The sequence below is a fragment of the Natrinema sp. LJW11 genome (genome assembly GCF_056135975.1).
On the sequence record NZ_JBWBDM010000005.1, the window covers coordinates 214,703 to 239,582 of the forward strand.

Genomic DNA, 24,880 nt, shown 5'->3' on the forward strand with positions numbered 1-24,880 from the left:
TTTAAATTCTCACCCGACGGTCGAGGCGTCACCGCCGCGTTTCGGGCCGGCCCGGAGGGCAGACGGTGAGAACGGCGAACGGTTAGAAGAGCGATTCGATCCCATCGACGATGCGGTCCGCGGAGGGCAGGGCCTCCTGCTCGAGCGGCGGGCTCAGCGGGATCGGGATGTCCTTCACCCCGATGGTTTTCGGCGGCGCGTCGAGACTGAAGAAGTCGTTCTCGACGATCTCGTTGGCGATGTGACCCTGCGTTCCGTACCGCTCGACGGTCTCGTCGACGACGACGAGCCGCCCCGTCTTTCGGACGCTCTCGGCGATGGTCTCGGTGTCGAGCGGGGCGAACGTCCGGGGGTTGACGATTTCGACGTCGGCGTCGACCTGGGCCGCGGCTTCCCTCGCCCGGTGAAACATGAGCTGGGTCGCGACGACGGTGACGTCCTCGCCTTCCTCCTCGACTGCGGCTTCCCCGAGCGGAAGCGTGTACTCCTCGTCGGGGACCTCGCCTTTCGTCTCGCTCAGCATCTTGTGCGGGAGGAAGAAAACGGGGTTATCGTCCCGGATGGCGCTCTTGAACAGCCCCTTCGCGTCGTACGGCGTCGTCGCGGTGACGACGACCCACCCGGGGACGTTTCCGAGCCAGGAGTGGACCGACTGCGAGTGCTGTGCGCCCGCCCCGATCCCGGCCCCGGACGGGGCGAAAATCGTCAGCGGCGCTTCGATCTGCCCGCCGCTGACGTAGGGCTGCTTCGGGATCTGATTGAAGACTTCGTCGCCGGCCGTCGCCGCGAAGTCCGCGAACTGCAGTTCAGCGACCGGTCGAATCCCGCCGACGGCGGCGCCGAGGGCCATGCCGGCGATCCCGATCTCCGACAGCGGCGTGTTCCGCACGCGATCGCGACCGTGTTTCTCGTAGAGCCCCTCCGTCTCGCCGAAGTTGCCGCCGAACTCCTCGACGTCCTCGCCGAACAGGATGACGTCCTCGTCGCGTTGCAGTTCCTCGTCTATCGCCTCCGCGATCGCCTGAATGTACGTGATCTCTCGCGTCATCGTCGGTCACCCTGTCCGTAGAGGGGGGTCTTGTAGACGTGATCGTAGGCCGCTTCCGGTTCGGGTTCCGGACTCTCGCGAGCGAACTCGACGGCCTCCTCGACTTCCGCTTCGATGTTTTCGACCATGTCCTCGAGTTCGGTCTCGGTAATGACATCGTTCTCGAGCAGTCGCTCCCGGTAGTTCTCGATCGGGTCTTTCTCCGCTTTGGCCCGCTCGTAGGCCTCCTGATCGCGGTAGCTCTCCTTGTCCCCCTCGAAGTGCGGAACGAGACGGACGACGCGGCTCTCGATCACCGTCGGACCCCCGCCGTTGCGGGCGCGCTCGATCGCCTCGGAGACCGCGTGGTACACCTCCTCGACGTCGCTCCCGTCGATGCTCTCGGTCGGCATGTTGTGCGGGATACCGTAGTCCGAGAGGTGATCCGGCGACAGCGATTCGGCGGGCGTCGAGATCGCCCACTCGTTGTTCTCGATGACGAACACGACCGGCAGGTCCCAGTACGCGGCGAAGACGAGCGCCGTGTGGAAGGAGCCGCGGCTCGTCCCGCCGTCGCCGATGGTCGTCACCGCCACGTTGTCGGTGCCTTTCATCTCCTCCGCCAGTCCGAGCCCGACGGCTGGGTTCTGCCCGGAGCCGATCGTCGCGGCGTGGCCGTACAGCCGCCGATCGACGTCGGAGACGTGCATCTGCCCGCCGTGTCCCTTGTTCGATCCCCCGACGCGTCCGTAGAGTTCCGCCATGATCTCCGGGAGCGGCACGCCCTTCGCGATGTACTGTCCGATCAGTCGGGCGCCGCCGACGGCCAGCCAGTCGTCGTCGTCCATCGCGGCACCCATACCGACGTGTGATCCCTCGTGGCCGCCGCTGAGGTGGACAAATCCCGGGATCTCTCCCTCGCCGAACCGCTCTTTCGTCTCCTCCTCGAAGACGCCGATGCGGAGCATCTTCTCGAGGAAGTCCCTCGCCAGTTCGTCGTCGACGTTACCCTCCTGTGTCATGTGGTCCCACAGTACGAATTGCTTCGGTAAACCGTATAAAACTATCCCGCGTGATACGTCCGGCGCGACTCCGTGAGACGACGCGGTCGGGCTCGAGGCGGGGAACGACGTTACATCCGACGATCGACTGTCAACCCCCCTTTCGGCCTGGACATCGGTAATGGCGACGTGGACCGACGCTAACTGAAAAAGTCACTGAAATTATAATACTATCCGTTCCAACGATAACATACAACACACTTATGATGATCGCTCTCGTGTTACCACATGCAGGGAAAAGTAAGGCTTTACAGCTACCAAACCACTCTCAAGGCCCCTGCACACGACATCCCGTGTAAGGCCGGGCTATCCCGGCCGCTCTTATCCTTCAGACAGATATAGGAGAGGCCACACGACCCGTTTCTCGTCCGTTCCTCGCTCGGGATTCCAAACGCGGAACCGCTCCGGACGGACGGTCCCGCCCCGCGCCCGTTAACCGTCAGCACTCACGTCTTCAGTAGGGTCGCCGAAGTACGCCGCTTCGCGGGCGGCTTTTCGTTCCCGACGCCGTTGCCGCGCCTCCTCGGTCATCATCCCCGCGTGCCAGTCGACCCCCTCGTCGGTCTCGAGCGTGACGGATTCCACCCCGTCGACGGAACCGACCCGCTCGTCGACCTCCTCGACGAAGTAGGGCAGTTGCATGCAAAACGGCGAGGTTAGCCGCATCGAGACGGTGACGTGACCCTCGTCGATCTCGATTCCGTCGAGGAGCCCCATCTCGATAACGCTGAGATCCGTTCCGTTGGCCGCACTACACGGATCGACGACCTCGTCCAGTCGCTCGCGAACCCGGCGCTCGAGGGCAGTCATCGGGCCACCTCGGCGTCCGTCGTCGAGTACGGTTCCGCGAGTTCCCCGTTCGACCGCGCGCCGCTGAACTCGTCGTCCTCGATGCGAGCGCGGGCCGCGTCGACATCGAGACCGATCAGGTCCGCGTAGTTCTCGCCGAGGATTTTCCGCTTGTGATCGTCAGTGATCCGGGGGAGTTCCCCCATCATGCTGGTGTTTTTGCGAACTTCTTCGGTGAACTCGAAGTCGCGGAACGCCTCGAGCTGGGGCCGCGGGTGGACGGACATCGCTCCCGAACTCCAGAACAGCCGGTCGAAGCCGTCCTCGCCGAGGAAGCCGATCAACTCGGCGAGCAACTCGCCGAACCGCCGTTCGTTCCCGAGCAGAATCGCCGGCAGTCCCTCGAGGTTCACGTAGACGTTCGGGAAGCGAGCGAGCTGCCAGGCCGTCTCCTCGGTGAACGAGTAGCCACCGTGGACGATACTGAACGTGAGGTCGGGAAAGCTCGCTGCCGCCTCGTCGACGTCCCCGGGGTGGTACGGGCTCCGCGGGACGGGCCCGAAGGGGATGGCCTTGTGGATGGCGACGGTTTCGATGCCGAGGTCGCGCGCCTTCTCGAAGACGGGGAACGCGACCTCCGGGTCGCCCATACTCCAGCCCTCGTGATGATCTTCGCTCCAGTGGGACGGGTACAGTTTGACGCCGATCGGATCGAAGTCCTCGACCTGGGCCTCGAACTCGTCCTCCCACCCGTCTCGGAGCGGATCCACGCAGGCGAACGACCGGAACCGGTCGGGCCACCGGTCCACGACCGCGCCCGCCTTGTCGTTGGCGACCAGTCCGTCGTGGAAGGCGTACATCGGCACCGGATGGAACGTCGCCATGTCCGTGTAGCTCTCCTCGAACAGCATGGTCGCCGTCTCCTCGACGCCCCAGTCCCGCACGAACCCCTCGGGAGTGAGGGTGTATTCGTCGGCGACGACACCCGATACGTTTCCGTAGAGCATCTCGGTGATCCCCTCGGCGTGCTGTTCGTTGCGGTAGTTCGACGGGGCCATATTGTACGAGTGCGTCACCGCGTCGTACACGAACGTCTCCTCGAGGTCTAACATGGCGCGTATCCTCCGCTGATTTCACCGACCGTCGTCGGTTCGACCGTGAAAGTGGTACGTGATACCATACCTGTGTACTGTCACCGTTTTACCATTAATAACTTCGCCCGAGGCCCGGAGAGCACACGACGATGGCGCTCTCGCTCTTTCGGATCGAGACCCGGTCTCCTCCTGATTTCGATGGGAGAGTTCCGGACCCAGTGCCGTAGTAATTAGTACCGGTATGGATACGATAACGCGTTGCCTTTGACTGCGAGGTGTTTATCACCATACCGATCCGAAAATAACGGGCTTAGGGCGTTATTGAAACGGAACCGAAACCGGCCACTGCCCCCAGTTTCATTGTGAAAGATCAGTACATCGTGGCGCTCCGCGAGACCGCCACGACTCCGACTGCGGTTCCAGACGGCCAGTACGTCGGCTCGCTGTCGTTCCGGACCGTACAAAACTCAGATTTATTACCGATGAACGCACTATATCCGCGTATGACAGACAGGGACGTGTTTCTCCCGGTCGGAGCACAGCCGACGCTCGATGACCTCGTCGAACAGGCAGTTCACGCCGAAGATCTGGGGTACGACCGCGTGTGGTTCCCGGAAACGTGGGGGCGGGACGCCGTCACGGCGATGGGGATCACCGCGGGACGAACCGACTCGATCGGTATCGGAACGAGTATCGCCAACATCTATTCCAGATCGCCGGCACTACTCGGTCAGACCGCGGCCACCCTTCAGGAGGCCAGCGGCGGTCGGTTCCGGCTCGGGGTCGGCCCCAGCGGTCCGATCGTCATCGAGAACTGGCACGGAGAGGAGTTCGGCAATCCGCTCCGTCGAACCCGCGAAACGATCGAAATCGCTCGGCAGGTCGTCTCCGGGGAGAACGTCTCCTACGATGGCGAATACTTCTCCCTCGACGGCTTCCGACTGCGCTGTGACGCTCCCGATCCCGCACCACCGATCGATGCGGCGGGACTCGGCCCGAAGGCCGTCGAACTCGCCGGCCGGTTCGCCGACGGCTGGCACGCGGTCAACTACACCCGAGACGGTCTCGCGGAGCGTCTCGAGGACCTCCGTCGCGGCGCCGAACTCGGCGACAAAACGCTCGACGACATTCGCGTCACCCTGTCCGTCGGCTGTTGCGCCCTCGAGGACGGGGAGCGCGCTCGGAACCTCGTCGCACAGCACATCGCGTTCTACATCGGTGGCATGGGGACGTTCTACCGAGACAACCTCGCCCGACAGGGGTACGAAGACGTCGCCCACGAGATCTACGAGACGTGGCAAGAGGGGGAGAAAGGCCAGGCGACGGCCGTCGTGAAAGAGCAGTTGCGAGATCAGATGGGGGCTGCGGGAACGCCCGAGGAAGCGCGGAACCAGTTCGAACAGTTCCTCGATATGGACGGCGTCGATGCGATCAACGTCTCGTTCCCGCGGGGTGCCGGTCCCGACGAGGTACGCGAGACGATGACCACGCTCGCGCCGTAACCGCGGACGGGAACCGCCCCCGACAGACACGGACAGTAACGCAGACCCGTCGATCCCAGTGGTCCCGCGGAGCAGCCGGCTTCGGCGAGCCAGGGATCGAGCCGATCAGCTGCTCTCGTCGCGCCGAACGCCGTCCTCGAGAACGCGCCGGCCGTCCCCGCGGTCCCCGCGTTGTTCGACGGGTTCGACGGTATCCGGGAAGAGACGACAGCTCCGTCGTCCGTACTCGCTCCGTCCGCCGCGATCCGAAAGGCCAACGATCGACCCGATGCGATCGAGTTCGGCTTCCAGCTCGGCGACGGCTCGCCCGAGCCACGCCTCGTACCGATCGTGGCCCGGAAACACCAGTTCGAACCAGTATCGTCTCGAGATGTGCTACCGTCCAACAGAACCGCTGGACGCTGTCCGCGACGCCGCCGTCGACATCGGCGAGCAGCGCCGGCACGCGGTGACGCTATTTCGCTCGCGTCGGTGGCCGACGGACTGGTACGCTCGAGCGCTCGGTCCCGTCTACGTCTCCACGCCGAACTGCTTCGCGATAGTATTGAGTTGGATCTCGTCGGTTCCCTCGACGATTCGCTGGATGCGGGCGCGGTGGAGGCGATCCATGAAGGGGTTCTCCTCGGAGAGACCGTTGGCGCCGTGAATCTGGACGACGTCGTCGGCGATCTCCCAAAACGCATTGGTCGCAAACCACTTGAGGATCGACGATTCGGCGATCGCGGGCTCGCCCTGATCGAGCAGCCAGGCGCACTTGAGGCCGACGGTATCGGCGGCCATCGCGTTCGCTCGGCCGCGTGCGATCTTGTGCGAGACCGCCTGATACCGGCCGATGTGCTCGCCGAACGCCTCGCGTTCGTTCGCGTACTCGGTGGCTGTATCGAGCAGCCACTCCGCGTGGCCGACCGCCGTCGCACCGATCTCGATGCGACCGAGTCCGAGAAACGACATCGCGTCGTAGAAGGCGTTATCGACGCTCCCGAGGACGCGATCCGGTGATAGTCGGACGTCGTCGAAGTGAACCTCGGCCTGGACGCCGGTCGCACCGACGGCGTTGTTCAGGCTCCCGATCTCGTACTCGTCTTCCTCGACGATGAAACACGTGATGCCTTCGTACCGGCCCGCCTCCTCCTGCGGCGTCGTCCGGGCGAACACCTGGATGAAGTCCGCGTACGGGGCGTTCGTGATCCACTGTTTCTGTCCGTTGAGCACCCACTCGCCGCCGTCCTTCTCGGCTCGCGTCTCCATGTTCGGCGAATCCGATCCCACCCCCGGCTCCGTCTGGCCGAACGCGGTCGTCTTCTCCGCGCGCATCGTCGGCTCGAGGTAGCGCTCGACCTGCGATCCTTCCGCCTGCGCGAGCAGCGGCTTGGGTCCGCCGGGGCCGGCCAGAACATCCGACGCCAGCGGCACCGATTTGGTCGCGAGACGTTTGTTCGCCCGATACCACGTGACGGCCGAGATGTCGTCGCCCCCGACCTCCTCGGGCATGTTCATCGCATAGAAGCCGGCTTCCGCGCTCTTCCGTCGCACTTCGGCTTTCGCCTCGAGTACCTCGTCGGTCAGCCGGCCGTTGGGTTCGTGTCCGAGCCGTGGATTGGTGAGCGTCTCGCCGAGGTCGTCCGCGATCGGCTTCACTTCCTGTTCGACGAACTCGTCGAGACTCTGGAGGATGAGTTCCGTCTCTTCGTCGGTCCCGAAGGAAACGCCGGAACCAGTCTCCGCTGATTGTGCCATGCGTACGCAGCCTATTGGGCCGAATACACATATAAATATCGTCATTCGTGTGAGGGCACTGCCACGAAGTGCCAGTCCTTGGATCGGGTGGACCCGCCGCCGAGAGCGGTCGACGATCCCGCAACCAGCCCCGAGTTCGGTATCTCCCTCCGACGGGCTCCTGATCAGCGACGGGCGCTTCGGGTACGGCTGGACTCCCTGGAGGAGCAAGTAACGGGGACACTGCCGTCTGAAAAATACGCGCACGATCACGCGGAGCGCCACGCTCGAGCGCTCGCGAAGGGGCACAGCCCCCTACTAGTCGCTTATGGGGGGAAAATTTCAAACGCGTGGAGGCGCCGGCACGGAATGGATACCCATGCCTGCGAAGGCCGCCGCTCTCACGCCCGTCGACCGAATTCCGTGCGGCTCGCGCACCTATCACTACGACGAACTCTGCGAGCCCGCAAAAATCACCTGCCCCGGTCGCTCAGAACCGACGAGACGACTTCTGGTTTCCGAGACGGGAGGGGCTGCGCTCGAACCATACGACGTCGTAAAGTTCACAAGATGAGATCGGATCGTCGTTTTCGAAGAGCCGTCGTCAGCACGCGTTTCTAGCTGATTTTATCGCGATATATGTCGCGTACTACTCGCGACCGCTGCGTCCGAGCGACCGCTGCTGCAGACCGTTCCAGTGGCATGTCACGCCACCCATCAATGGTAATCTGTCGCAAACAGGGAGCCGGTTTGGCTGGACACGAAACGCGAGGTGTCTTCCAGATATATAACGGCCTTAGTTCGTTATTCACGGTCCGCGATATCGTATTGTAACTGTCATCACTCGTGCCAGTGGGCTACTCGACACCGTAGCGGTGTCAGCGTCGGAGCGATCGGACGACCTCGGCTCGGACGTCGGAACGGATTCACGGACACCAGAACAGTGAAAAGCACTATAACGTTACTCACACGAGAGGACGACCATGGACGGATTGACCCTTGGTGACGTGGCGGAGACGAACGCACGAAAGTACTCGAACGACAACTGTCTCGTGTCGCTCACCGGCGGGACGCGGAACGAGATCACGTTTCGGGAATTCGACGAACGGGTGAATCGGATCGGTCGAGCGCTTTCGGACCGCGGCCTCTCGAAGGGGGACCGCATCGCGGTCTACATGCAGAACCACCCCGAAACGATCCAGACGTACTACGCGGCGATGAAACTCGGCGCACTACCGGTTCCGATCAACCACCGATTCAAGGACAAAGAAGTCGGGTACGTCCTCCGGGACAGCGATGCATCGTTCTGTCTCTTCGACGAGGAAGCGAGCGAAACCATCTCCGCGGTCGCCACGCAGGAGGAGACGGAAATCGACGAGTATCTGTACCTCGGATCGGACGTCCCCGACTTCGCTGACGGCTTCGACGCCGTCCTCGAGGGCAGTTCTACCGACCGAATCGACGTCGTCCCGAACCGACTCGACGATGCAGCACTCATGTATACGAGCGGAACGACGGGGAAACCGAAGGGGTGCGTGCTCACGCACGATAATATCTTGCAGAACTCCGTGAACACGGTGTACAGCTGTAACTTCGAGGAGAACGAGGACCGCTTTCTCGTAGTGACGCCGCTGTTTCACATCGCGGCGGTCGCGCTGTTCAACAACACGTTCTACTGCGGATCGACGACGTACCTGATGAACGATTTCGATCCGATCCGCGTGATGGAGGTCATCGACGCCGAGGACATCACCGGATCGTTCTTCGTGCCCATGATGAGCCGTGCACTGCTCGACGTCGCCGGATTCAGCGACTACGATATCGACTCGTTCGAGCACTACATGACCGGCGCTGCACCCTCCGGAGAGGAACTCAAAGAAGACGTCATCGACGCGTTCGGTGCGAACCTTTACGAGGTGTTCGGACAGACGGAGATGTCCCCGGTCACCTGTCTGCTCGATCCCGAAAACGCACTCGAGAAGCCGGACAGTATCGGAAAGCCGATCACCAACGTGACGGTCAAAGTCGTCGATGCGGACGGAGAAGAAGTGGAACCCGGTGAGATCGGTCGGATCGCGTATCGTGGTCCGACCGCGTTCAGGGAGTATCTCGGGATGCCGGAGAAGACCAACGAGGTGTTCGACGACGAGGGATACTTCGTCTCTTCGGATCTCGTCCGCCGGGACGAAGACGGGTTCCTCTACTTCGTCGGACGGTACGACGATATGATCGTCTCGGGCGGTGAGAACATCTATCCCGCGGAGATCGAGGAAATCCTACACGAACACGGGAGCATCTCGGAGGCGGCCGTCGTCGGCGTTCCGGACGAGGAGTGGACGGAACGCGTGAAGGCGGCGGTGGTCCTTCGCGACGGCGAATCGATGACCGCCGAGGAAGTCATGGACTACGTCGGGAGTCGCATCGCCGATTTCAAGAAGCCCCGCGAGGTGGAATTCTACGAGGAACTGCCGCGCAATCCGACCGGAAAAATCCTCAAAGAGAGCCTCTCGTGACGACCGGAAACGATCGACGAGAAGCGAACCATCTCGAGGGCAGGTGCAACCGGTCGACTCGACTGCTCCAAGCTCGACGGTCGGAGCCGTCGAATCGTCGGACCGGAACCGGTGAACCGTGTGGCAGTCATCGGCCTCGTGCCGGTCTCGATGGTAGTCGACGCACAGGTGTTTCGCCGCGCGGATTCGATTAGTGCCACTGCCAAGCGACGATGGCGGCGTTCAGATACGGGCGAAGGAGTGAGTCGTCGCGGTTTCAAAGTGATTCGTACCCGAAAGCTACGCTTGAATCATAGCATCGAACGGGTCGGTCGGTTTCGTGAAGCGAGGGGCAACACCTCGACTGATACTGACGCCCACTATCCGATTATCTCGCCGACCTCTCGATATCGGATACTGTTCGATTTATCCATACATTCGGCGTTAAACGCGCCCGATCCACCCTCCCTAATTGGGTTCACAAAGTCGGTCTGAAGCCCGGTTCCGGTCGGAGTCCGGATCGCGTCGCGGTTGACGAGACGACGATCACGCTCGGCGACGGGCAGTATTGGCTGTACGCCGCTGTCGATCTAGGTCCAAGCGAACTACACCATAGGAAGCTCGAGCCGACCGGTAGCACGGTGATACCAAGTACATTCTCTGCGGGGCTACTGAGAAACACGACATCGATGCCACCGTATTCCTCGCCGGTGAAGACAAGCCACTGAACGACACGTATCTACGACATGACTTCCGTTTCAGACGCGAACGACACGGAGATCTGAACGTCATCGAATATGTATTTGGGGAGATGAAAAAGAGAACCTCCTCGTTCTCGAACTGTTTCGAGAGCCCGAGCGCAGAAACCGTTGATCAGTGGTCTGGATTGTTCGGCTTCGCGTGTAATCAGCTTACCCGACGCGGTCACAACAATATAAAGAGATTTTAATAGTTAGTAGATGCAGTACCAGAATATGCCGGACCGCACTGACGACGACGTTCTCGAGATAGACGAGATCGATAGACGGATCCTGGAAGTACTGGCGAACGATCCACGGAGCCCATACGCCGATATCGCGGACGAACTAGCAAACTACGACATCGATATGAGCAGCGAAGGCGTCCGCCGACGCGTCACGTCGTTGCTCGAGAATATGACGAGTTTCTTTCTGCCTCGTCCGGAACGAAATAGCTGGGAAATCGTCCTGATCACGGTCGAAACCACCGACAAAGCGAACTCGAAACAAGAGGTCTTCGAAGCGATGACGGACATGGACTTCTGGTTCGTTGCCGACGGATTCGGAACCATCGATCTATACGGAATCGCCACTGCGGAGTCGAATGCGAAAATCGACGACCTGCTCACTCAGGTGCGGGCGCTCGATTCGGTGGCTGCGGTCGACTATTTCATCGAAACCGACCGTAACGTGAACATCAGAAACTACCTTCCTGTTTATTAAGAGTGACCTTTCAGCTCCGAGCGATCGGTTCGAACGTGACCGTGTCGAACGCCGTATCAACGGCTGATTCTGGATGGACCGTCGCAACCAAGTAGTCCGTTTCGTCGGCGAAGTAGTTGACGAGGCGGCGGGTCCGTTCCGCATCGAAGGCGCCCAACGAATCGAGAACGAGTACCGGGGTTACCTCGTCGACGTCGTACGTGACGAATCCCGCTAGTGCGAGGACGAGTCCGATCATTTCCCGCTCGCTTTCCGCCAGATGTTCGATCGTATCCGATCGGGTCTGCCCGTCGATCTCGCGCGCGACGACGAGTTCGAACTCTCCGTCAAGCCAGACGCGCTCGACCTGTTCGAACTCGAGTACGTCCAGTAACTCGTCCATCGTCTCGTTGAACACCGTTCGCAGTTCGCTCTCGAGGTTCTCGATTCGATCGGTCAACGAGGTGATCTCTTCCGAGAGTCTGTCAATCTCGTTTCGCTTTCGTTCCAAGTCCGTCCGGGTTTCACGGAGCGAATCACAGGTCTCTTCGAGTCGCGTAATATCACGTCGAAGCGTTTCTATCTCGACTCGAGTCTCCTCGATTTCGTCGGTGAGTTCCGACTGTTCGGAGCGCTGGTCTGCCGCCCGATCGGCGATTTCGTCGTCGAGTTCCGAGAGGCGGTCACGGACCCCCTCCAATTGGTCGCGTCGTTCGTCCAGGGAGTCGCGACGGCTCGATAGCTTCTGTTCGACATCCTGTTTTTCCGTCTCGAGTCGCTGTATGTCCCGTTCCGAGCGGCGAACCTGATCGATTCGTTCGGTGAGGTCCTCGATCTCCGGTTCGCGCTCGCGCTTGCGGCGCTTTTCGTCCCTGACGAGTTCCGTCAAGTCATCGGTCGTCTCCTCGAGATCCTCGAGCGGTGCCGATCGGCCACACGCCCAACAGGTCACTTCATCGCCCATCAGTCCCGAATCGCGACCGAGAGCGCCCGTAAATTCGGAGTCGACCATCTCCCGGTTCGCGGTCAGGACCGACTGCAGCACGTCGAGGCGTTCCGTCACGTCGTCGAGTTCGGCCCGTGCGGACTCACGTTTCTGCTTGAGGGACTCGATATCGGTCTCTTCGACCGCGGCGCGTGCCTCCTCGAGTTCGTCTTCGGTCTCGGCCTTCCGTTCCTCGAGACGATCGATGGCCGCTTCGAGCTGCTCGATTTGGGTCTCGCACTCGGCCTCGTCCGACCGTAAGTCGGCTCGCTCGTCGCGCAGTTCCTGAAGCTCGCCGTCGGTTTCGGTGGTGTCTTGCTCGTCGTACAACGTCTCGAGCGTCGACTCGAGTTCGTCGAGCCGGTCGCGTTTTTCCTCGAGTTCCCGCTTTCGGTCCTCGAGTCGGCCGGAGACGTCTCCGGCCGACTCAATTTCGTTCGTAAGTTCCCGCTTTCGGGCCATCATCTCCGATCGTTCCGCCTCGAGCGTCTCGATGTTCATCGGTTCTTTCAGGAGCGATTCGATGTCCTCGTTTCGGGCGACGGCGCTCCGAAGCGAGTTCGTCTCCAGCAGCCCCGCAAACCGCTCGAGAAGCGTGACGTCGTCGGCGTCCGATATCCACGCCTCGCCGGTCGTCTCGATACCGGCATCGGTCCGTTTGGCGATCCGTTCGACGCGTTTATCGCCGGAGGAGAGTACTGCACGCGCTTCGTCAGCCCCGCTTCGAATCGGAACTGACGTGCTTCCCAGCGCGAAGAGGAGGCCCCTGAGGAACGACGTCTTGTTCGCGGCGTTCGGCCCCTGAATGAACGTCGGCCCCGCAGTAATCGACAGTTCTTCGTGTTCGATGCCACCGATGTTTTCCAGTTCGAGATGAAGTGTTCGGTCAGTCATGGTCAGTCGTCGCAACGACAGACGTATTCGCGTCGGATCGCTCGATCGACGGGAACGCTGGCGTAACAGTTCTCGCATTCGAGTTCGGCGGTCACGGATACGGTCACGTTACCGCCGGCGCTGAGCCGCCCCTTGTTTCGGAGCGAGCGGACGGCCTCCCCAATCTTCGTGGTCGCGTGATCCGTCGTGATTTCGATTGCGTCTCGTTCCCAATCGCCGCCCGAGAGGTCGATATCTGCCTCCAGACAGCTCTTTAAATGCGTTCGAATCACACCATACGAGACGAAATCGTTTCGTAACCTCTCGATCGGAAGCCCCGCGTTTTCCAACTCCGCTGCGACCTCTTCCGCGACCGCTTCGTCCGACCGCAACCGTTCGTACTTGGACTCGGCTTCATCGCCGAGCGTCGAAAGACCTGCCCGGTCCATTTCGCGGCGCAGCATGAGTGTATTGAACCACTCGGCGAGTTGGCGATACCCCTTTCGCTGGCCCCCGTCCGCTTGCCACTGCTCGAGGAGTTGCTCCTCGTATCGCTCCATGCCGTATTCGTCTAGTATTCGACATACTTTACATCCGTACGCGCTCATCTGTTCTCCCTTTTCGGCCGTTATAAATAAGGCCAGCGGTTCGCAACATTCTGTGGATTCGTATTTCGTTCATAGTTGGTAGAACGGAGCCGTTAGATCCGTTCAAACACCCGCGACCAGTAGTAGTGTCCGCACTACTCACCACCCATCGATATTATACTGCCGGTCTGAATAGGCGGATACGAGAACTATCGAGGTTACAGGGTACGGTGTCAGTGGCGTACTCGCATAGGTCGATGGACCGATGCCCGGAGCGGGACTCGGTGAAATCCGTATCGATGTCGAAGCAGTGGTATCACCGGGAGCACTGGACGGCCACCAACATCGCCCGAAAAGAACGTACCTAAACGAGGACGACAACGCGAATTGGCCGTCGAGTAAACGAGTACGCTTGCGATCATCGTCCGGTAACATCGTCGTTACCAACATATCCAGCCAATAGAGTTATTCGGAAATGGACTCAAGATGGTGATGACGAGGGGGAATGGGTTCAGTCGTTGCCCGACAGGATCCGTCCGACCCGAGACATACGGTCCCTCGTCTTCCGAGATCGAATCACGTTCCGACGTGAAGCCAATAGCCATATTGTCAAACCCGATCTCGGACCCACCCAAGTCGATACCCATTGACATTGGATGGGGGCTCAACGCTGGCCTCTGGCCGGCGTTTCTGTGACGCAAGCGTTTATACGCGAAGCCGCGGCCAACGCCGGCGATATCTCTCATCGATAGACGCGAAAGTCTCTTGATCGCCGTCGCACTGACCGCGTTCCGCATTTACTACGAGGATGCCGATTCCGAACTCGCTGAGCATGCCCAGCAGCTGGCTGCCGATCACCTCGTCGATCACGGCATTGTGGCCGCCGAAGCCGTCGATGCGCTCGAAATCGAACGATCACTAAGCGTCTAATCGCCTCGAGAAACCTCAAAAGGCCGCCCGGATAGGCGCAAGGGGATGGCCGCCGGACGGAATAGGGACAAGGTCCGGTAGGGTTGGGTGCTGATTGGATCGTGTCGCGCCGTGGGAACGCGACAGTGAATATGTTCGACCAGTCCTATATCAAACCCGCTCCGATTCCGAGTGTGTTGGAATCGTCCTACTGACCCGTTCATATCCCGCCGTGATCGAGGAGCTACTCCTCTTCGAGTTCGATACACCAGCGATCGCTCTGGTAGTCGTCAAACGACAGCTGCCAGTTCTGGATAAGAGACGTGCCCGATTCGAGGCTGACCGCTTCCGGCGCGTCGATCGTCGCCGTCTGGGTGCCTCTACTCGAGACCTCAACAAGAGACTTGCTGTCCAAAATCGATCGTTCAAGGATCGAATCGGGAACGTCCGCAGTATCGACGACCGTCTCAAAGACCTCCTGATTGCTGTCGCACTCACTGAGTTCAGGGTTCACTACGAAGCTGCTGCTTCTGAGCTCGCCGAGTACGCGCGGCAACTGGCCGCCGATCGTTTCCGTGATCACAGCGGTGGGCCCACCAAGCCGTTAACGTACTCAAGACCGGGTAGGTTAGAAATGATGATGGGTTCTAATACAGATATCTAACACTCTATAGATATCTGAAACGATAAGAGGTGTTGTTGAGGAAGGCCCCACTCTGTCCGGTTATCTTCTCTGTCCAGTCTCTCTCTCGTATGATTTTGGATGTTGCAAATAGTTCACACGTATAGTAAGCAGCTGAACCTCGAACCGTACCATACCCTCACGGTCAGCCTTCCGGTATCGTTACACGGAGTTCACCGTCAACCTCGTAGAAGTAGCCCCGCTCGAGCAGTCGAGTAAGTGCATGGCTCGCATCCTCGGGTTCGAGGGACAGTTCATCGCTACTGTGGAGAACTGCGAGCGCTTGCTCTCGTATCGACTAACAACGTGACTTTCAACTGCTGAATCGTCAGCCCTGCCCGTTTCGTGTAGTGTTTTGAGGCGTGACTACGGTCAAATCCGGAGGCGTCGATACGGACAACGCCGTTAGTCGGGAGAAGCGTAACCGAGAGGTTGAGAAGGACACGCCACACCGCCATATTAAGCCGGTTAAACGCTTTACACAGCGTCGAAGGTCGTGTTTAGTTTGTAACATTGTGCCAGACGGCGAAGGCTTGGAGCCACGATTCGGCTGTTGACGGTTGTGCATGACTGAAACAGTTTGAGAGCGAAGAGGTACGTCGTTTTATCTCGCGAAAGACACGTTCGACAGCATTCCGATTTCCATGTTTTTCGTATCGAAATCGGAGCCCAGATCGACGGAGTACAGTGTGGAGATGTTTTGCTCCATCGACGAGAAACACGGCATCGTCGAGGTCATGTTTCTCAGAAAGTTCCTGCAGGAACCGTTCTGTCAAAGCGGTTGTAGTGGTCGAGTAGAGCCGTATGTGAAGAATTTTGTTCGTTTGTGGATCAACAGCAGTGGACAGCCAATAGCGGTGTTGGTCAAGTTGAATCACTGTCTCGTCAAGCGCGACGTGCTTCGGATTCTCATCAACTGCCGGCTGTAGATCATACTTGTGAACCCAGTCGTGAACTGCTTTCCGACTGCGTTCGACACCGAACTTCTCCAATTCTAGAACGGTATTTGAAAGCGATAATCCAGCAAGATGGAGTCGAATACCGAGCTCCATCAACTGACGCGGTGTCCGCTTTCGCTCCACGAAACTCAAATCGATCCAGTCGCTACAACCACAGAGACGGTCGATTTTTGGCATGGACACAACGAAATCGGTCCGCCTCGCTTTTCACGCGTAACGAAACAGCACCCCAGATACAGGATACACTGATTTCTACGCTCGCACGTGGGCTGACGATTAAGAAGCAATAATAGCGATTGGTTTGCTACTGGCTTGGTCGAAACCGTACTAGGATAATCATGATATGCGGACCCTCCTCTCAGAGGGGCGTCCGCTCAATCTGTGGCAGCGGATTCGCCTTGTTCACCTGTAACTCTTTGTGAAATCGAGACACAACGCCCGGTGAAGCGGGAGATTTTCGTCATGGACAAGGGAAGCCTCCCGCTTCAACTCCTTCGATTTACTGACCTTCCCCGACGCTGTCTAGTGATTCAGCATAGCCATAAGAACCGGTTACAGCGGTCGATAGCACTTGTCGACTGGATGCAGTTCCGGCGAATACGCTGGTGATATTATAAATAAGAGGTGATCAATAAAGTTACTATTAGAACTTTCTACTCAAATAGTGTTGCTAAGCGTAGTGGATTATTTTGGCGAGATTTTCGTGAGAAAATGAAAAATACCCTTGACAACGTGGAGGGAAAGAGCCCAATACATTGGGTTTTGGCGGCAATAGCGCATAAAAAAGGCGTTACACAGACCGAGCTAGCCGAGCAGGACGACGTTCAGCGACGCACGACCTATAGCTGGCTCACGCGACTCCACACCGACGAATCATTTGAGAAGGTTGTTACTTATGATCACAGATCTGGGAGAAAGCGGAAGCTCTCAGAAAAAGAGTAGCAAGAATTCGAAGAAGCTATCCACGACTCACCCAAAGAAGTCGGGGTTGACGTGCCGGCGTGGACGCTAGCGCTCGTCCAGCAGTATCTCAACGAGACCTACGATGTTGAGTACTCAATCCCGAGTTGCCGACGGTTGCTCAAAGAGGTGAGAATGAGTTAACAAAAACCATGTCGAACAGCCGCTGAAGCTGAGGCTGACGAACAAGAGATGTTCCACGAAGAACTCAAAAAAGCGGCGGGAGATGGACGCCACAGTAGTCTGTATCGATCAAACCAAGAAACCCATGCAAGTTGAGCCGCGTGCTGCGTGGTTTTCTCGCGGTACGCGGCCGATCGTCGAATTATCCGGGCAATGCGACTGGACGTGTCTCTTAGGCGCGATCACCGACGATGGCGATCGCTTATTCTCTCGATTCGAAGAGTCCGTGACCGCCGAACACGCGAAACATTTCATTCTCGCGTTATGCAACGAGTTCGAAGATAACTTGATCGTCGTGTTGGATGAAGCGCCGTATTTCCGGGCGTCGGCCGTCACGGACCTGGCGGCTGATGACGACCTCGCCTTCGTCACTTTACTAGTGTAGCCACCGGAACTCAATCCAGTCGAAGAGTACTGGAGACAGTTGCAATCAACACTTAGCAACCGATTCTTTGACTCACTTTCTGAGCTTACAACAGCAATCGATACCGCTCTTGATCAACTCTCCATTCCAAAAATGAGTGATTATTTCTAACTTCTACTATAGCAATAGTCTGTTCACGCAATGCGACATCGATGATCTGTGTGAGCCAGCTATAGATCATCCGTCGCTGAACGTCGTCCCACTCAGCTAGTTGAGTCTGCGTGACGCTGATTCATTCGCAATTGGATCTAAGAGCCGATTCATCGGCTAATTTCGGACTACACTTCGAGAATACCTTTCAATTCTTCGACGGAGATCTCGTTAGGATGATCCACTACAGTCATCACCACTATCCGTGCAGAAAGTTCTAACGGGATCTATCGGAGACGGATCCGTCGGTAGTTGATCGACTGAGACCGGCGTTTTGCCTCAGAGTATGGATGCACTCACAAGAGTGAAAAGCTGCAGAAGGTCGTCAGTCGCTAGTTTCGCTACTGGCTGCGGGTGGGTCGGAATCGCTAGGCTCATTTGTTGTCACGTCTGGATTTGGACCAGCGGAACGTGACGGGATATGCCCGTACTCATTGGAAAGACGATTGTACCTGTCTTTCGCTGTGACGTACGCACAATACATGAGTACTAGGAAGAAGATAGTGAACGGCAGGGAGAAAATTGCGGCGAACGTCTCCATGACATCGGAGCCGGGCAGTTCAAGCGTCATAATCCCGAGGAACGCCAGCATGACACCCCAGACGGCTCGGATACGAGCGTTCGGTTCCTCATTCCCGGTGTTAATCGCTGCTAGCATGTACACCGCAGAGTCCAGCGACGTGATGAGGTAGCCGATTAACACGGCCACGAATAGTATGGCGATTAGTGAACTTAGCGGTGTAATGTTGATGGCTTCGGCAAGCCCGTACGCGCTTCCAGATTCTAGCGCGCTACTGATGGGGCCAAAGTTGTCAGGGTGAAGAGCCCAACTACCGAGGATGGCATGTTGGAAGACGAGGAAGATTGCAGGTCCAAAGCCGGCACCGAGAATCATTTCACGTATCGTTCGCCCGCGCGAGACGCGGGCAACGAACGTGCCCACGAAGATTCCCCAGGCGGCAAACCAGGCCCACCAAAAGCTTGTGTACCCCTGTCCCCAGTCACTGCCGCCGACCGGGTCGGCATACGTCATCAGTCGAGGCAGATGGTTGAGCCAGACACCGACTGAGTCAACGAGCATATTCGAGGTGAACAGCGTCGGCCCAACAATCCACAGGATGCTCATCAGGATGACGATTAGGACGGTGGTGATACGGGCAGCGTTTCGGATCCCCTTCCGAAGCCCGAGGTACACGTCTCCCATGAAGATCAGGCCGACGAACACGAACAGCGCATAAATAAGCCATCCTTGACTAATTCCAAGCGATTCCTGAACAATCACCTGAATCTGTACGCCGATGAGGCCCAGCGAAGTTGCTAGCCCACCCAAGATTGCAACCATCGCACCGAGATCAGTTATCCAGTATACGACACCGTACGTTTCACGATCAAGGATCGGCGAGAGGATGGTACTCACCCGGAAGTCGTTCGATTGACCCAGAGAGATGATCCCCATCGCGATAGCGAACGGGAGGAACCACGCGAGTAATCCCGGAAGGACATCGTGTGTGTACATGAACGCGAGGCTCAGCACCTCCGGTGATCCGATATCGATCGGAACGGGATCCGGCGGATTGATCGTTGTCGCCACGGGCTGAGAGACACCTGAGAAGATGACAGAAGCAGCGAACCCAACCGTGAAAACCATCGAGAACCAGGAGAACAGCCCGAATTCCTTCTCTGCGTCTTGACCCCCGATTCGAAGGTTTCCATATCGTGATACTGCAAACGCCAGGACGGCGATTGTAAGGACGAGGCCCAGAAGCATGTACCACCACCCGAAGTAATGGAGCACGTTCCCGAACAGATCATCCATCGTTCCGGCGAACGCTTCGGGATACATGATCCCAAGGACGCCTAATGCGAGTGTGAATAGTATCGTCAGGGCGAAGAGCCCATCGTTGTATCTACTCGAGTCTCCTAGCCCGATTGTGCTTTTTAAACTCATGCCACACACCAACATTCGACAGGTGGGTAATAAGAGTTTATGATGTACAATCCTCTTCACCGATTATTTCATATACTATTATGAAAACACTATAACTAGTCTACGATTCCCTGTTGACTTACAGAAATCAGTTATCAGACCCACGTGAAGAGTGCCGCCTGTCAACTGGAGGCAAACCGAATTGTGAGTCAGTACAGTTCCGCTTGAGACGATCGACGCTGACTAACGAAAATAGTTCTTGAAAGATAGAATATATTTTGAAAACGTCTCGGGGACTGCTGGAACGCATGCTCGTTACAATAGCAGCGTTTGATCAGCAGGGGACGAACTCTCCATCTGTCGTCCATGCGGCCTACATTCCAACGACGATCGGCAGCAGTTTAGTGGGCACGCGAGTACGTGCAGATGGATGCGATACTACGAAGACATCGAACCCGGCCGATCCGAATCGTTCGGTAATATCTCCGTCACGAAAACCGAAATCGTCGACTTCGCCGAGCAGTTCGATCCCCAACCGATCCACGTGGACGAGCAGGTGGCGTCCGAGTCGATGTATGGCAGCATCATTGCAAGCGGGTTACACACCCTGTGTCTAGCGATCCGATGTTATAGTGACGAGTTCCTCTACGATGTGGCGCTGGTAGTCGGTCGTGGATTGAACGACGTCCGCTTTCTTGCTCCTGTGTTCCCTGGCGATCAGCTCTCCGTGCGCGTTGAAGTTCTCGACAAGTGGGACTCTACGTCGGATCCCGCCTGGGGTGAGGTCGAAATCGGACTCACGGTGACGAAGCAGGATGGAACCGATGTCCTCTCGCTGGTTGATCCGAGTATCGTTGAGCGTCGAGAACCGAGCAAGTCGGAGTGAGTGAACGAAAACGTTCAAAATTGTCGAACCTATCCGACTGGCACATCTGATCACAGTCGGAACGCACGACAGACGGTAGTAAGTGTATCGACGTGTGTCGTGTTACAGACGTATGATTGTAATTTTCCACGGGCACTAACAGTGAGGCCTGTTCAAGAACATCGAACGGTTTCCCAGCGATTGGATTCGATCGGCGACGCCTTTAAGGATGGGGCCGCTGTCTTCAGTTCGAACCACGTCAAGGCCGGGCCATTTCTTGGAGTAGCATGGGAGGGTTCGAATGCCCTATGTTACGATGGCCGTTCGATGTTGTTGAATTAGTTTTGACACCGACAACACGGCCAGAAACACGACACTTATGACCTAGCCACTCACTAGAAGTGGAATATGTGTCTGACAACAGAAGTTGTGGACGATGGCATTCGACGCATTACGCTTGACCGGCCCGCATCGCTTAATGCACTCAACATTGAGTTGCTGTCCTCGCTGGCGGAAACCATTGGCGCCTCTAATGACGAGTTTGATGTTCTCATTATCGAGGGCTCTGGCGACGCGTTCACAGCCGGTGCGGACTTGAACGAGGAGGAAGACGCTGGTGATCTGTTTCAGGATATCACGTATGCAGTGCGCGAATTCGATGGCATCGTGATCGGTAAACTTGACGGATGGGTCGTCGGTGGCGGGTTCGAGTGGACGCTTTCGTTCGATCTCTGTTATGCGACGCCGGAGACGACATTCAAGATGCCGGAATCCGAAATCGGCGTCACGATAACGAATGGAGCGTCGATTCTACTCCCGCTAGCGATAGGGAGCGGCAAAGCGAAAGAACTGATCTACACCAGCCGCGAGTTCGGCGCCGACGAAGCCGAAGAACTGGGGCTACTCGCCGGCGTGTACGACCGTGGACGACTTGAGGAGCGGGTCGTCGAGATAGCGCGGGACCTAATTGACTCGAAGTCCCAATCCGCGTTGCGACTCAACAAGCACGTGCTCAATCACGCCCTCGACATCGAGGACATCATGCAACACGAGGAGATTATCAACGAGTACGGCCACGCAATCGAAGAGGTCCGCTGGGAGTAGTGCAACGGCGGCGATTGAATTCGTTTCGACCGGCGGCCTAGTTCCACGGTCGATAACGTGTGTGAGTGGTCGGCGACTGCGTGTCGCACGGTGACAATACCAATACACATATTAGCTCCTGACCGAAATAATTAGCTGATGGCAGTACCTGAATCAGCAGCGGTCGTAGTCGTCGGTGGTGGCATCACCGGCATCAGTATCGCGAACAATCTTGCGAAACGTGGGCAAACAGATGTCGTCCTCCTCGAGAAGAAGCAGTTGGCGTCGGCGTCGACGGGTCGGTCGGCAGGTGTCATCGAGACGCAATTCATGACGGAATTCGACATCGAGATTCGGGCCCAAGCCGTCCAAGAGTTTGAACGACTGGCCAAAGAGACACGAGCGGAGTTCAACCAGGTTGGCTACGCTCGCCTACTAATGAACCCCGACGAAGAAGAGCAATACCGGGAGAGCATCCGCATCCAGCGCCGCCATGGGATCGACGACGCCCGGTATGTGGAAGGCGAGGAGCTTCAGGACTTGGTCCCGGACATGAACGTTAACGACATCTACGGCGCTATCTTTGGACCAAGTGACGGCTACGCCGACCCCTACACAATCACCCAGGTGTACGCCGAACGTGCCCGGGAACGAGGTGTCGAAATTCGAACTGGCGTTGAGGCGAAGACGGTACTCACGAAAGGTGGCGACATCGCGGCCGTCGAGACCAGCGAGGGCCAAATCAAGTGCGAGACCGTCGTTAACGCCGCGGGACCCTGGGCTCCACAGTTCGCCGAGGAAGTCGACCTCGAACTCCCGGCGGCTCCGTATCGGAGACAAGTGCTCGTGGCGGAGCCGCCGGCAGACTTCGAACTTGGTTACACCGTTCCGATGGTAATGGAGTATACACCGGCAGGCAGCAAACCAGGACTGTACTTTAGGGATGAAGGCGGCGAACAGCTCATGATGGGACTGCATCAGGAAGCGAGCGAGGACGAACCTATGGCTGATCCAGACGCGTACGAGAAGAACTATGATCAAGAATTCGCCCTTGACGTGTTCGATCTCCTGGATCACCGCGTCCCGTCATTCACTAAGTTCAAGGTGGCGAACGGCTGGGCAGGTGTTTATACAATCACTCCGGACACCGAACCGATCATTGATCATCATCCGGATATCCCCGACTACTACGTTGCCGCCGGGTTTAGCGGAAAAGGGTTCCAGATTGGTCCGATGGTCGGCGAACTCGTTGCCGAATTGATCCTTGACGGGACGACCGACATCGTTTCTTCCCTCGATCCGATCGCGCTTGATCGGTTCGACTGAGGCGCCAGCTGGTACCGGTCTAGTTGGGGAAGAGTGGAGTCGGTCGAATCAAAGAACAGATTTTCGTCGATTAGTTCAACGCGCTCAGTGTACGTTGAACGGTCCAGCCATCAATTCTCGTCGGTCGGCAGGGCATTGCGTTTGGTCTTGCCCGTCGCTGTCTGCGGTAGCGACTGAATAAACTCGAGTTGACGTGGGTACTGGTACTTTGCGAGGCGGTCTTTTACGTGAGATTGGATATCCGATCTTAAGTCATCCGACGGCTCGGCGGCATCCGTAAGGACAACGAACGCCTTTGGAACCTCGCCACGAACGTCGTCAGGGACGCCAACGACGCCGGCGTCTTGGACCGCTGGATGACTCATGACCGACTCCTCAACTTCCTCCGGACCTATTCGGTAGCCCGAACAGATGATCACGTCGTCCTTGCGGCTGTGGAAGGCCACGTAGCCGTCCTCATCCATCACGCCCAGGTCCTCGGTGTAGAGGCGGCCGTCGCGGACCTTCTTCTCCGTCTTCTCGGGTTTATTCCAGTATTTTTTGAAACAGACTGGTTGACTTGCCTCGACATCAACTGTAATCTCTCCAATCGTGCCTGGTTCGGTGATCAGATCACCGGACTCTGGGTCGACGAGATCTACGTCGACGCCGGGCGCCGGTCGTCCGATCTTGCCCTCCCGGAACTCCATGAGTGCGCGGGAACCAACCACGATCGGATCGGCCTCAGTTTGTCCGTACCAGTCGTTGAGCGCGGCGCCTTCAAAGGTATTGTCGACCCATTCGACAATATTTGAGCCGAGCGTCTCACCGCCGCTCGTGATCGCACGGACTGCGTCGACGTCGTAGCGGTCTGACGGTTCGTCGACTTGCATCATCATCCGAAGGGCAGTTGGTGGCGCGAAAAAGTTCGTTACGCCATAACTGTCGAGCAACTCGAAGGCCTTTTCGGCCTCGAAACTGCTGCCATTGTATCCGAGGATTGGACGGCCGTAGAACAGCGGCGGGATGACGACGAGGAACAGCGTCCCGATCCAAGCCCACTCGGTCGGCGACCAAAAGATATCCGACTCACGGATGTCGTTGTTCCCGACTGTCGTGACGATAGCCGGAAGGAACCCGAGTAGGATCTGGTGGGCGTGGACGACGCCCTTTGGATCGCCGGTCGTCCCGCTCGTATAGAGGATTAACGCCGGATCCTCAGCGGCCGTCTCGACGGTCTCGAAGTCGTTCGGTTGGTCCTCTATCGCTTCCCAAATGTCAACCTCGTCCCCCGCAGGCGTCGTCGCTCCCGTTGTAAGGATCGTTTCCAGTGCCTCGCAATCTGAAGCGGCCTCGCGCAACGAGCCAACGTTCTCCTCGTCGACCAGGCAGGCTTTTGCGTCAGCGTCGTCAAGGCGGTAGGTCAGCCCGTCCGGTCCGTACAGGGTACTGAGCGGAATCGAGACGGCACCGAGTTTCCAGACAGCCACGTGACCCATCACTGTTTCGGGGCGCTGTGGTAGGTTGATCCCCACGCGGTCCCCTCGTTCGACCCCCTGCTCGCGAAGGTAGTGGGCGAGACGATTCGTGATACGATCGAGTTGCCAGAACGTGTACGTCTCGGTGTTCCCCGCCTCGTCCTCGTAGAAGATGGCGACGCGGCCGGGGTCGTCGGACCACCGTTCACAGGCGTACGTCGCCATGTTGAATGTCTCGGGGATATCCCATTCGAAATTCTCTCGAAGGTCCTCGTAGCTATCCCACTTCTGACGGTAGAAGTGGTACGCGTCCAGCTCGCTTGACGAAACCATACAAGGTGTTTCGGAGAGGGTTACAAATAATTTTCGCGAGCGGAACTGTCGGCGACC

The 24,880-nt window shown here is 58.1% G+C and carries 19 protein-coding genes and 4 pseudogenes; 9 read left to right on the plus strand and 14 right to left on the minus strand.

Going from position 1 to position 24,880, the window contains the following annotated elements; genetic code table 11:
• Positions 1–82: 82 nt before the first annotated feature.
• The 4 genes from AC0QDI_RS15180 to AC0QDI_RS15195 all read right to left on the minus strand — a co-directional run bounded on the left by AC0QDI_RS15180 (position 83) and on the right by AC0QDI_RS15195 (position 3,989).
• Entirely contained in the window at positions 83–1,048 is a 966-nt protein-coding gene (locus tag AC0QDI_RS15180; RefSeq protein WP_474669595.1) for an alpha-ketoacid dehydrogenase subunit beta, read from the minus strand.
• Positions 1,045–2,049: a thiamine pyrophosphate-dependent dehydrogenase E1 component subunit alpha gene (locus tag AC0QDI_RS15185; protein ID WP_474669597.1), complete on the minus strand. Its 1,005-nt coding sequence runs from the start codon at positions 2,047–2,049 to the stop codon at positions 1,045–1,047. The genes AC0QDI_RS15180 and AC0QDI_RS15185 overlap by 4 nt, the downstream gene beginning before the upstream one ends.
• 471 nt (positions 2,050–2,520) lie before the next feature.
• Positions 2,521–2,898 carry a metal-sulfur cluster assembly factor gene (locus tag AC0QDI_RS15190; RefSeq protein ID WP_474669599.1) on the minus strand — a complete coding sequence of 126 codons (378 nt, stop codon included), beginning with the start codon at positions 2,896–2,898 and terminating at the stop codon, positions 2,521–2,523.
• Complete coding sequence (locus AC0QDI_RS15195) at positions 2,895–3,989, minus strand: amidohydrolase family protein (RefSeq protein ID WP_474669601.1); 1,095 nt, start codon at positions 3,987–3,989, stop codon at positions 2,895–2,897. The genes AC0QDI_RS15190 and AC0QDI_RS15195 overlap by 4 nt, the downstream gene beginning before the upstream one ends.
• Before the next feature lie 485 nt (positions 3,990–4,474).
• On the opposite strand from AC0QDI_RS15195, the gene AC0QDI_RS15200 reads away from it, so the two are divergent.
• Entirely contained in the window at positions 4,475–5,473 is a 999-nt protein-coding gene (locus tag AC0QDI_RS15200) for a TIGR04024 family LLM class F420-dependent oxidoreductase (protein WP_474669603.1), read from the plus strand.
• Between the two features lie 105 nt (positions 5,474–5,578).
• On the opposite strand, the gene AC0QDI_RS15205 is transcribed toward AC0QDI_RS15200, so the two are convergent.
• Entirely contained in the window at positions 5,579–5,818 is a 240-nt protein-coding gene (locus AC0QDI_RS15205) for a hypothetical protein (RefSeq protein WP_474669605.1), read from the minus strand.
• Positions 5,819–5,983: 165 nt separating this feature from the next.
• A complete protein-coding gene (locus AC0QDI_RS15210; RefSeq protein ID WP_474669607.1) occupies positions 5,984–7,210 on the minus strand; it encodes an acyl-CoA dehydrogenase family protein in 1,227 nt (408 codons plus the stop codon).
• 962 nt (positions 7,211–8,172) lie between these two features.
• On the opposite strand from AC0QDI_RS15210, the gene AC0QDI_RS15215 reads away from it, so the two are divergent.
• From AC0QDI_RS15215 to AC0QDI_RS15225, 3 genes and pseudogenes are all read left to right on the plus strand, one after another.
• Positions 8,173–9,702, plus strand: coding sequence for a class I adenylate-forming enzyme family protein (locus tag AC0QDI_RS15215; protein ID WP_474669609.1), 1,530 nt, complete (start codon positions 8,173–8,175; stop codon positions 9,700–9,702).
• Between the two features lie 289 nt (positions 9,703–9,991).
• A pseudogene (locus AC0QDI_RS15220) lies at positions 9,992–10,630 on the plus strand (IS6 family transposase).
• Positions 10,631–10,655: 25 nt separating this feature from the next.
• Positions 10,656–11,141, plus strand: a complete 486-nt coding sequence (locus AC0QDI_RS15225; protein WP_474669611.1) for an AsnC family transcriptional regulator — start codon at positions 10,656–10,658, stop codon at positions 11,139–11,141.
• A 10-nt stretch (positions 11,142–11,151) separates the two neighbouring features.
• Here the strand turns inward: AC0QDI_RS15225 and AC0QDI_RS15230 are convergent, their stop codons facing one another.
• Together AC0QDI_RS15230 and rdfA are read right to left on the minus strand one after the other, a co-directional pair.
• A complete protein-coding gene (locus AC0QDI_RS15230) occupies positions 11,152–12,999 on the minus strand; it encodes an archaea-specific SMC-related protein (RefSeq protein ID WP_474669613.1) in 1,848 nt (615 codons plus the stop codon).
• A gap of 2 nt (positions 13,000–13,001) precedes the next feature.
• The gene (gene rdfA / locus AC0QDI_RS15235; protein WP_474669615.1) at positions 13,002–13,586 is read right to left on the minus strand and encodes a rod-determining factor RdfA; all 585 of its coding nucleotides are present in this window, start codon (positions 13,584–13,586) and stop codon (positions 13,002–13,004) included.
• A gap of 744 nt (positions 13,587–14,330) precedes the next feature.
• On the opposite strand from rdfA, the gene AC0QDI_RS15240 reads away from it, so the two are divergent.
• Positions 14,331–14,495: a hypothetical protein gene (locus AC0QDI_RS15240; RefSeq protein WP_474669617.1), complete on the plus strand. Its 165-nt coding sequence runs from the start codon at positions 14,331–14,333 to the stop codon at positions 14,493–14,495.
• Positions 14,496–14,718: 223 nt separating this feature from the next.
• Here the strand turns inward: AC0QDI_RS15240 and AC0QDI_RS15245 are convergent, their stop codons facing one another.
• The 4 genes and pseudogenes from AC0QDI_RS15245 to AC0QDI_RS15260 form a co-directional block, all read right to left on the minus strand.
• A complete protein-coding gene (locus AC0QDI_RS15245) occupies positions 14,719–15,057 on the minus strand; it encodes a hypothetical protein (RefSeq protein ID WP_474669619.1) in 339 nt (112 codons plus the stop codon).
• A gap of 377 nt (positions 15,058–15,434) precedes the next feature.
• A pseudogene (locus AC0QDI_RS15250) lies at positions 15,435–15,650 on the minus strand (IS5/IS1182 family transposase); the annotation flags it as partial.
• Between the two features lie 6 nt (positions 15,651–15,656).
• Complete coding sequence (locus AC0QDI_RS15255; protein ID WP_474669621.1) at positions 15,657–16,292, minus strand: IS6 family transposase; 636 nt, start codon at positions 16,290–16,292, stop codon at positions 15,657–15,659.
• Positions 16,293–16,498: 206 nt separating this feature from the next.
• Positions 16,499–16,585: pseudogene (locus AC0QDI_RS15260) on the minus strand (IS5/IS1182 family transposase); the annotation flags it as partial.
• Positions 16,586–16,826: 241 nt separating this feature from the next.
• Here AC0QDI_RS15260 and AC0QDI_RS15265 point away from each other — a divergent pair.
• Positions 16,827–17,793: pseudogene (locus tag AC0QDI_RS15265) on the plus strand (IS630 family transposase).
• A gap of 364 nt (positions 17,794–18,157) precedes the next feature.
• Here the strand turns inward: AC0QDI_RS15265 and AC0QDI_RS15270 are convergent.
• On the minus strand, positions 18,158–19,780 hold the full coding sequence (locus AC0QDI_RS15270) for a BCCT family transporter (RefSeq protein ID WP_474669623.1): 1,623 nt from the start codon (positions 19,778–19,780) through the stop codon (positions 18,158–18,160).
• Positions 19,781–20,189: 409 nt separating this feature from the next.
• On the opposite strand from AC0QDI_RS15270, the gene AC0QDI_RS15275 reads away from it, so the two are divergent.
• The 3 genes from AC0QDI_RS15275 to AC0QDI_RS15285 all read left to right on the plus strand — a co-directional run bounded on the left by AC0QDI_RS15275 (position 20,190) and on the right by AC0QDI_RS15285 (position 23,033).
• The gene (locus AC0QDI_RS15275) at positions 20,190–20,645 is read left to right on the plus strand and encodes a MaoC/PaaZ C-terminal domain-containing protein (protein WP_474669625.1); all 456 of its coding nucleotides are present in this window, start codon (positions 20,190–20,192) and stop codon (positions 20,643–20,645) included.
• Positions 20,646–21,032: 387 nt separating this feature from the next.
• Positions 21,033–21,728, plus strand: coding sequence for an enoyl-CoA hydratase/isomerase family protein (locus AC0QDI_RS15280; RefSeq protein WP_474669627.1), 696 nt, complete (start codon positions 21,033–21,035; stop codon positions 21,726–21,728).
• Between the two features lie 138 nt (positions 21,729–21,866).
• Positions 21,867–23,033 (plus strand): NAD(P)/FAD-dependent oxidoreductase, encoded by a 1,167-nt coding sequence (locus AC0QDI_RS15285; protein WP_474669629.1) that lies wholly within the window; start codon positions 21,867–21,869, stop codon positions 23,031–23,033.
• Between the two features lie 110 nt (positions 23,034–23,143).
• Here AC0QDI_RS15285 and AC0QDI_RS15290 read toward each other — a convergent pair whose 3' ends face one another.
• On the minus strand, positions 23,144–24,823 hold the full coding sequence (locus AC0QDI_RS15290) for an acetate--CoA ligase (protein ID WP_474669631.1): 1,680 nt from the start codon (positions 24,821–24,823) through the stop codon (positions 23,144–23,146).
• Positions 24,824–24,880 lie beyond the last annotated feature (57 nt).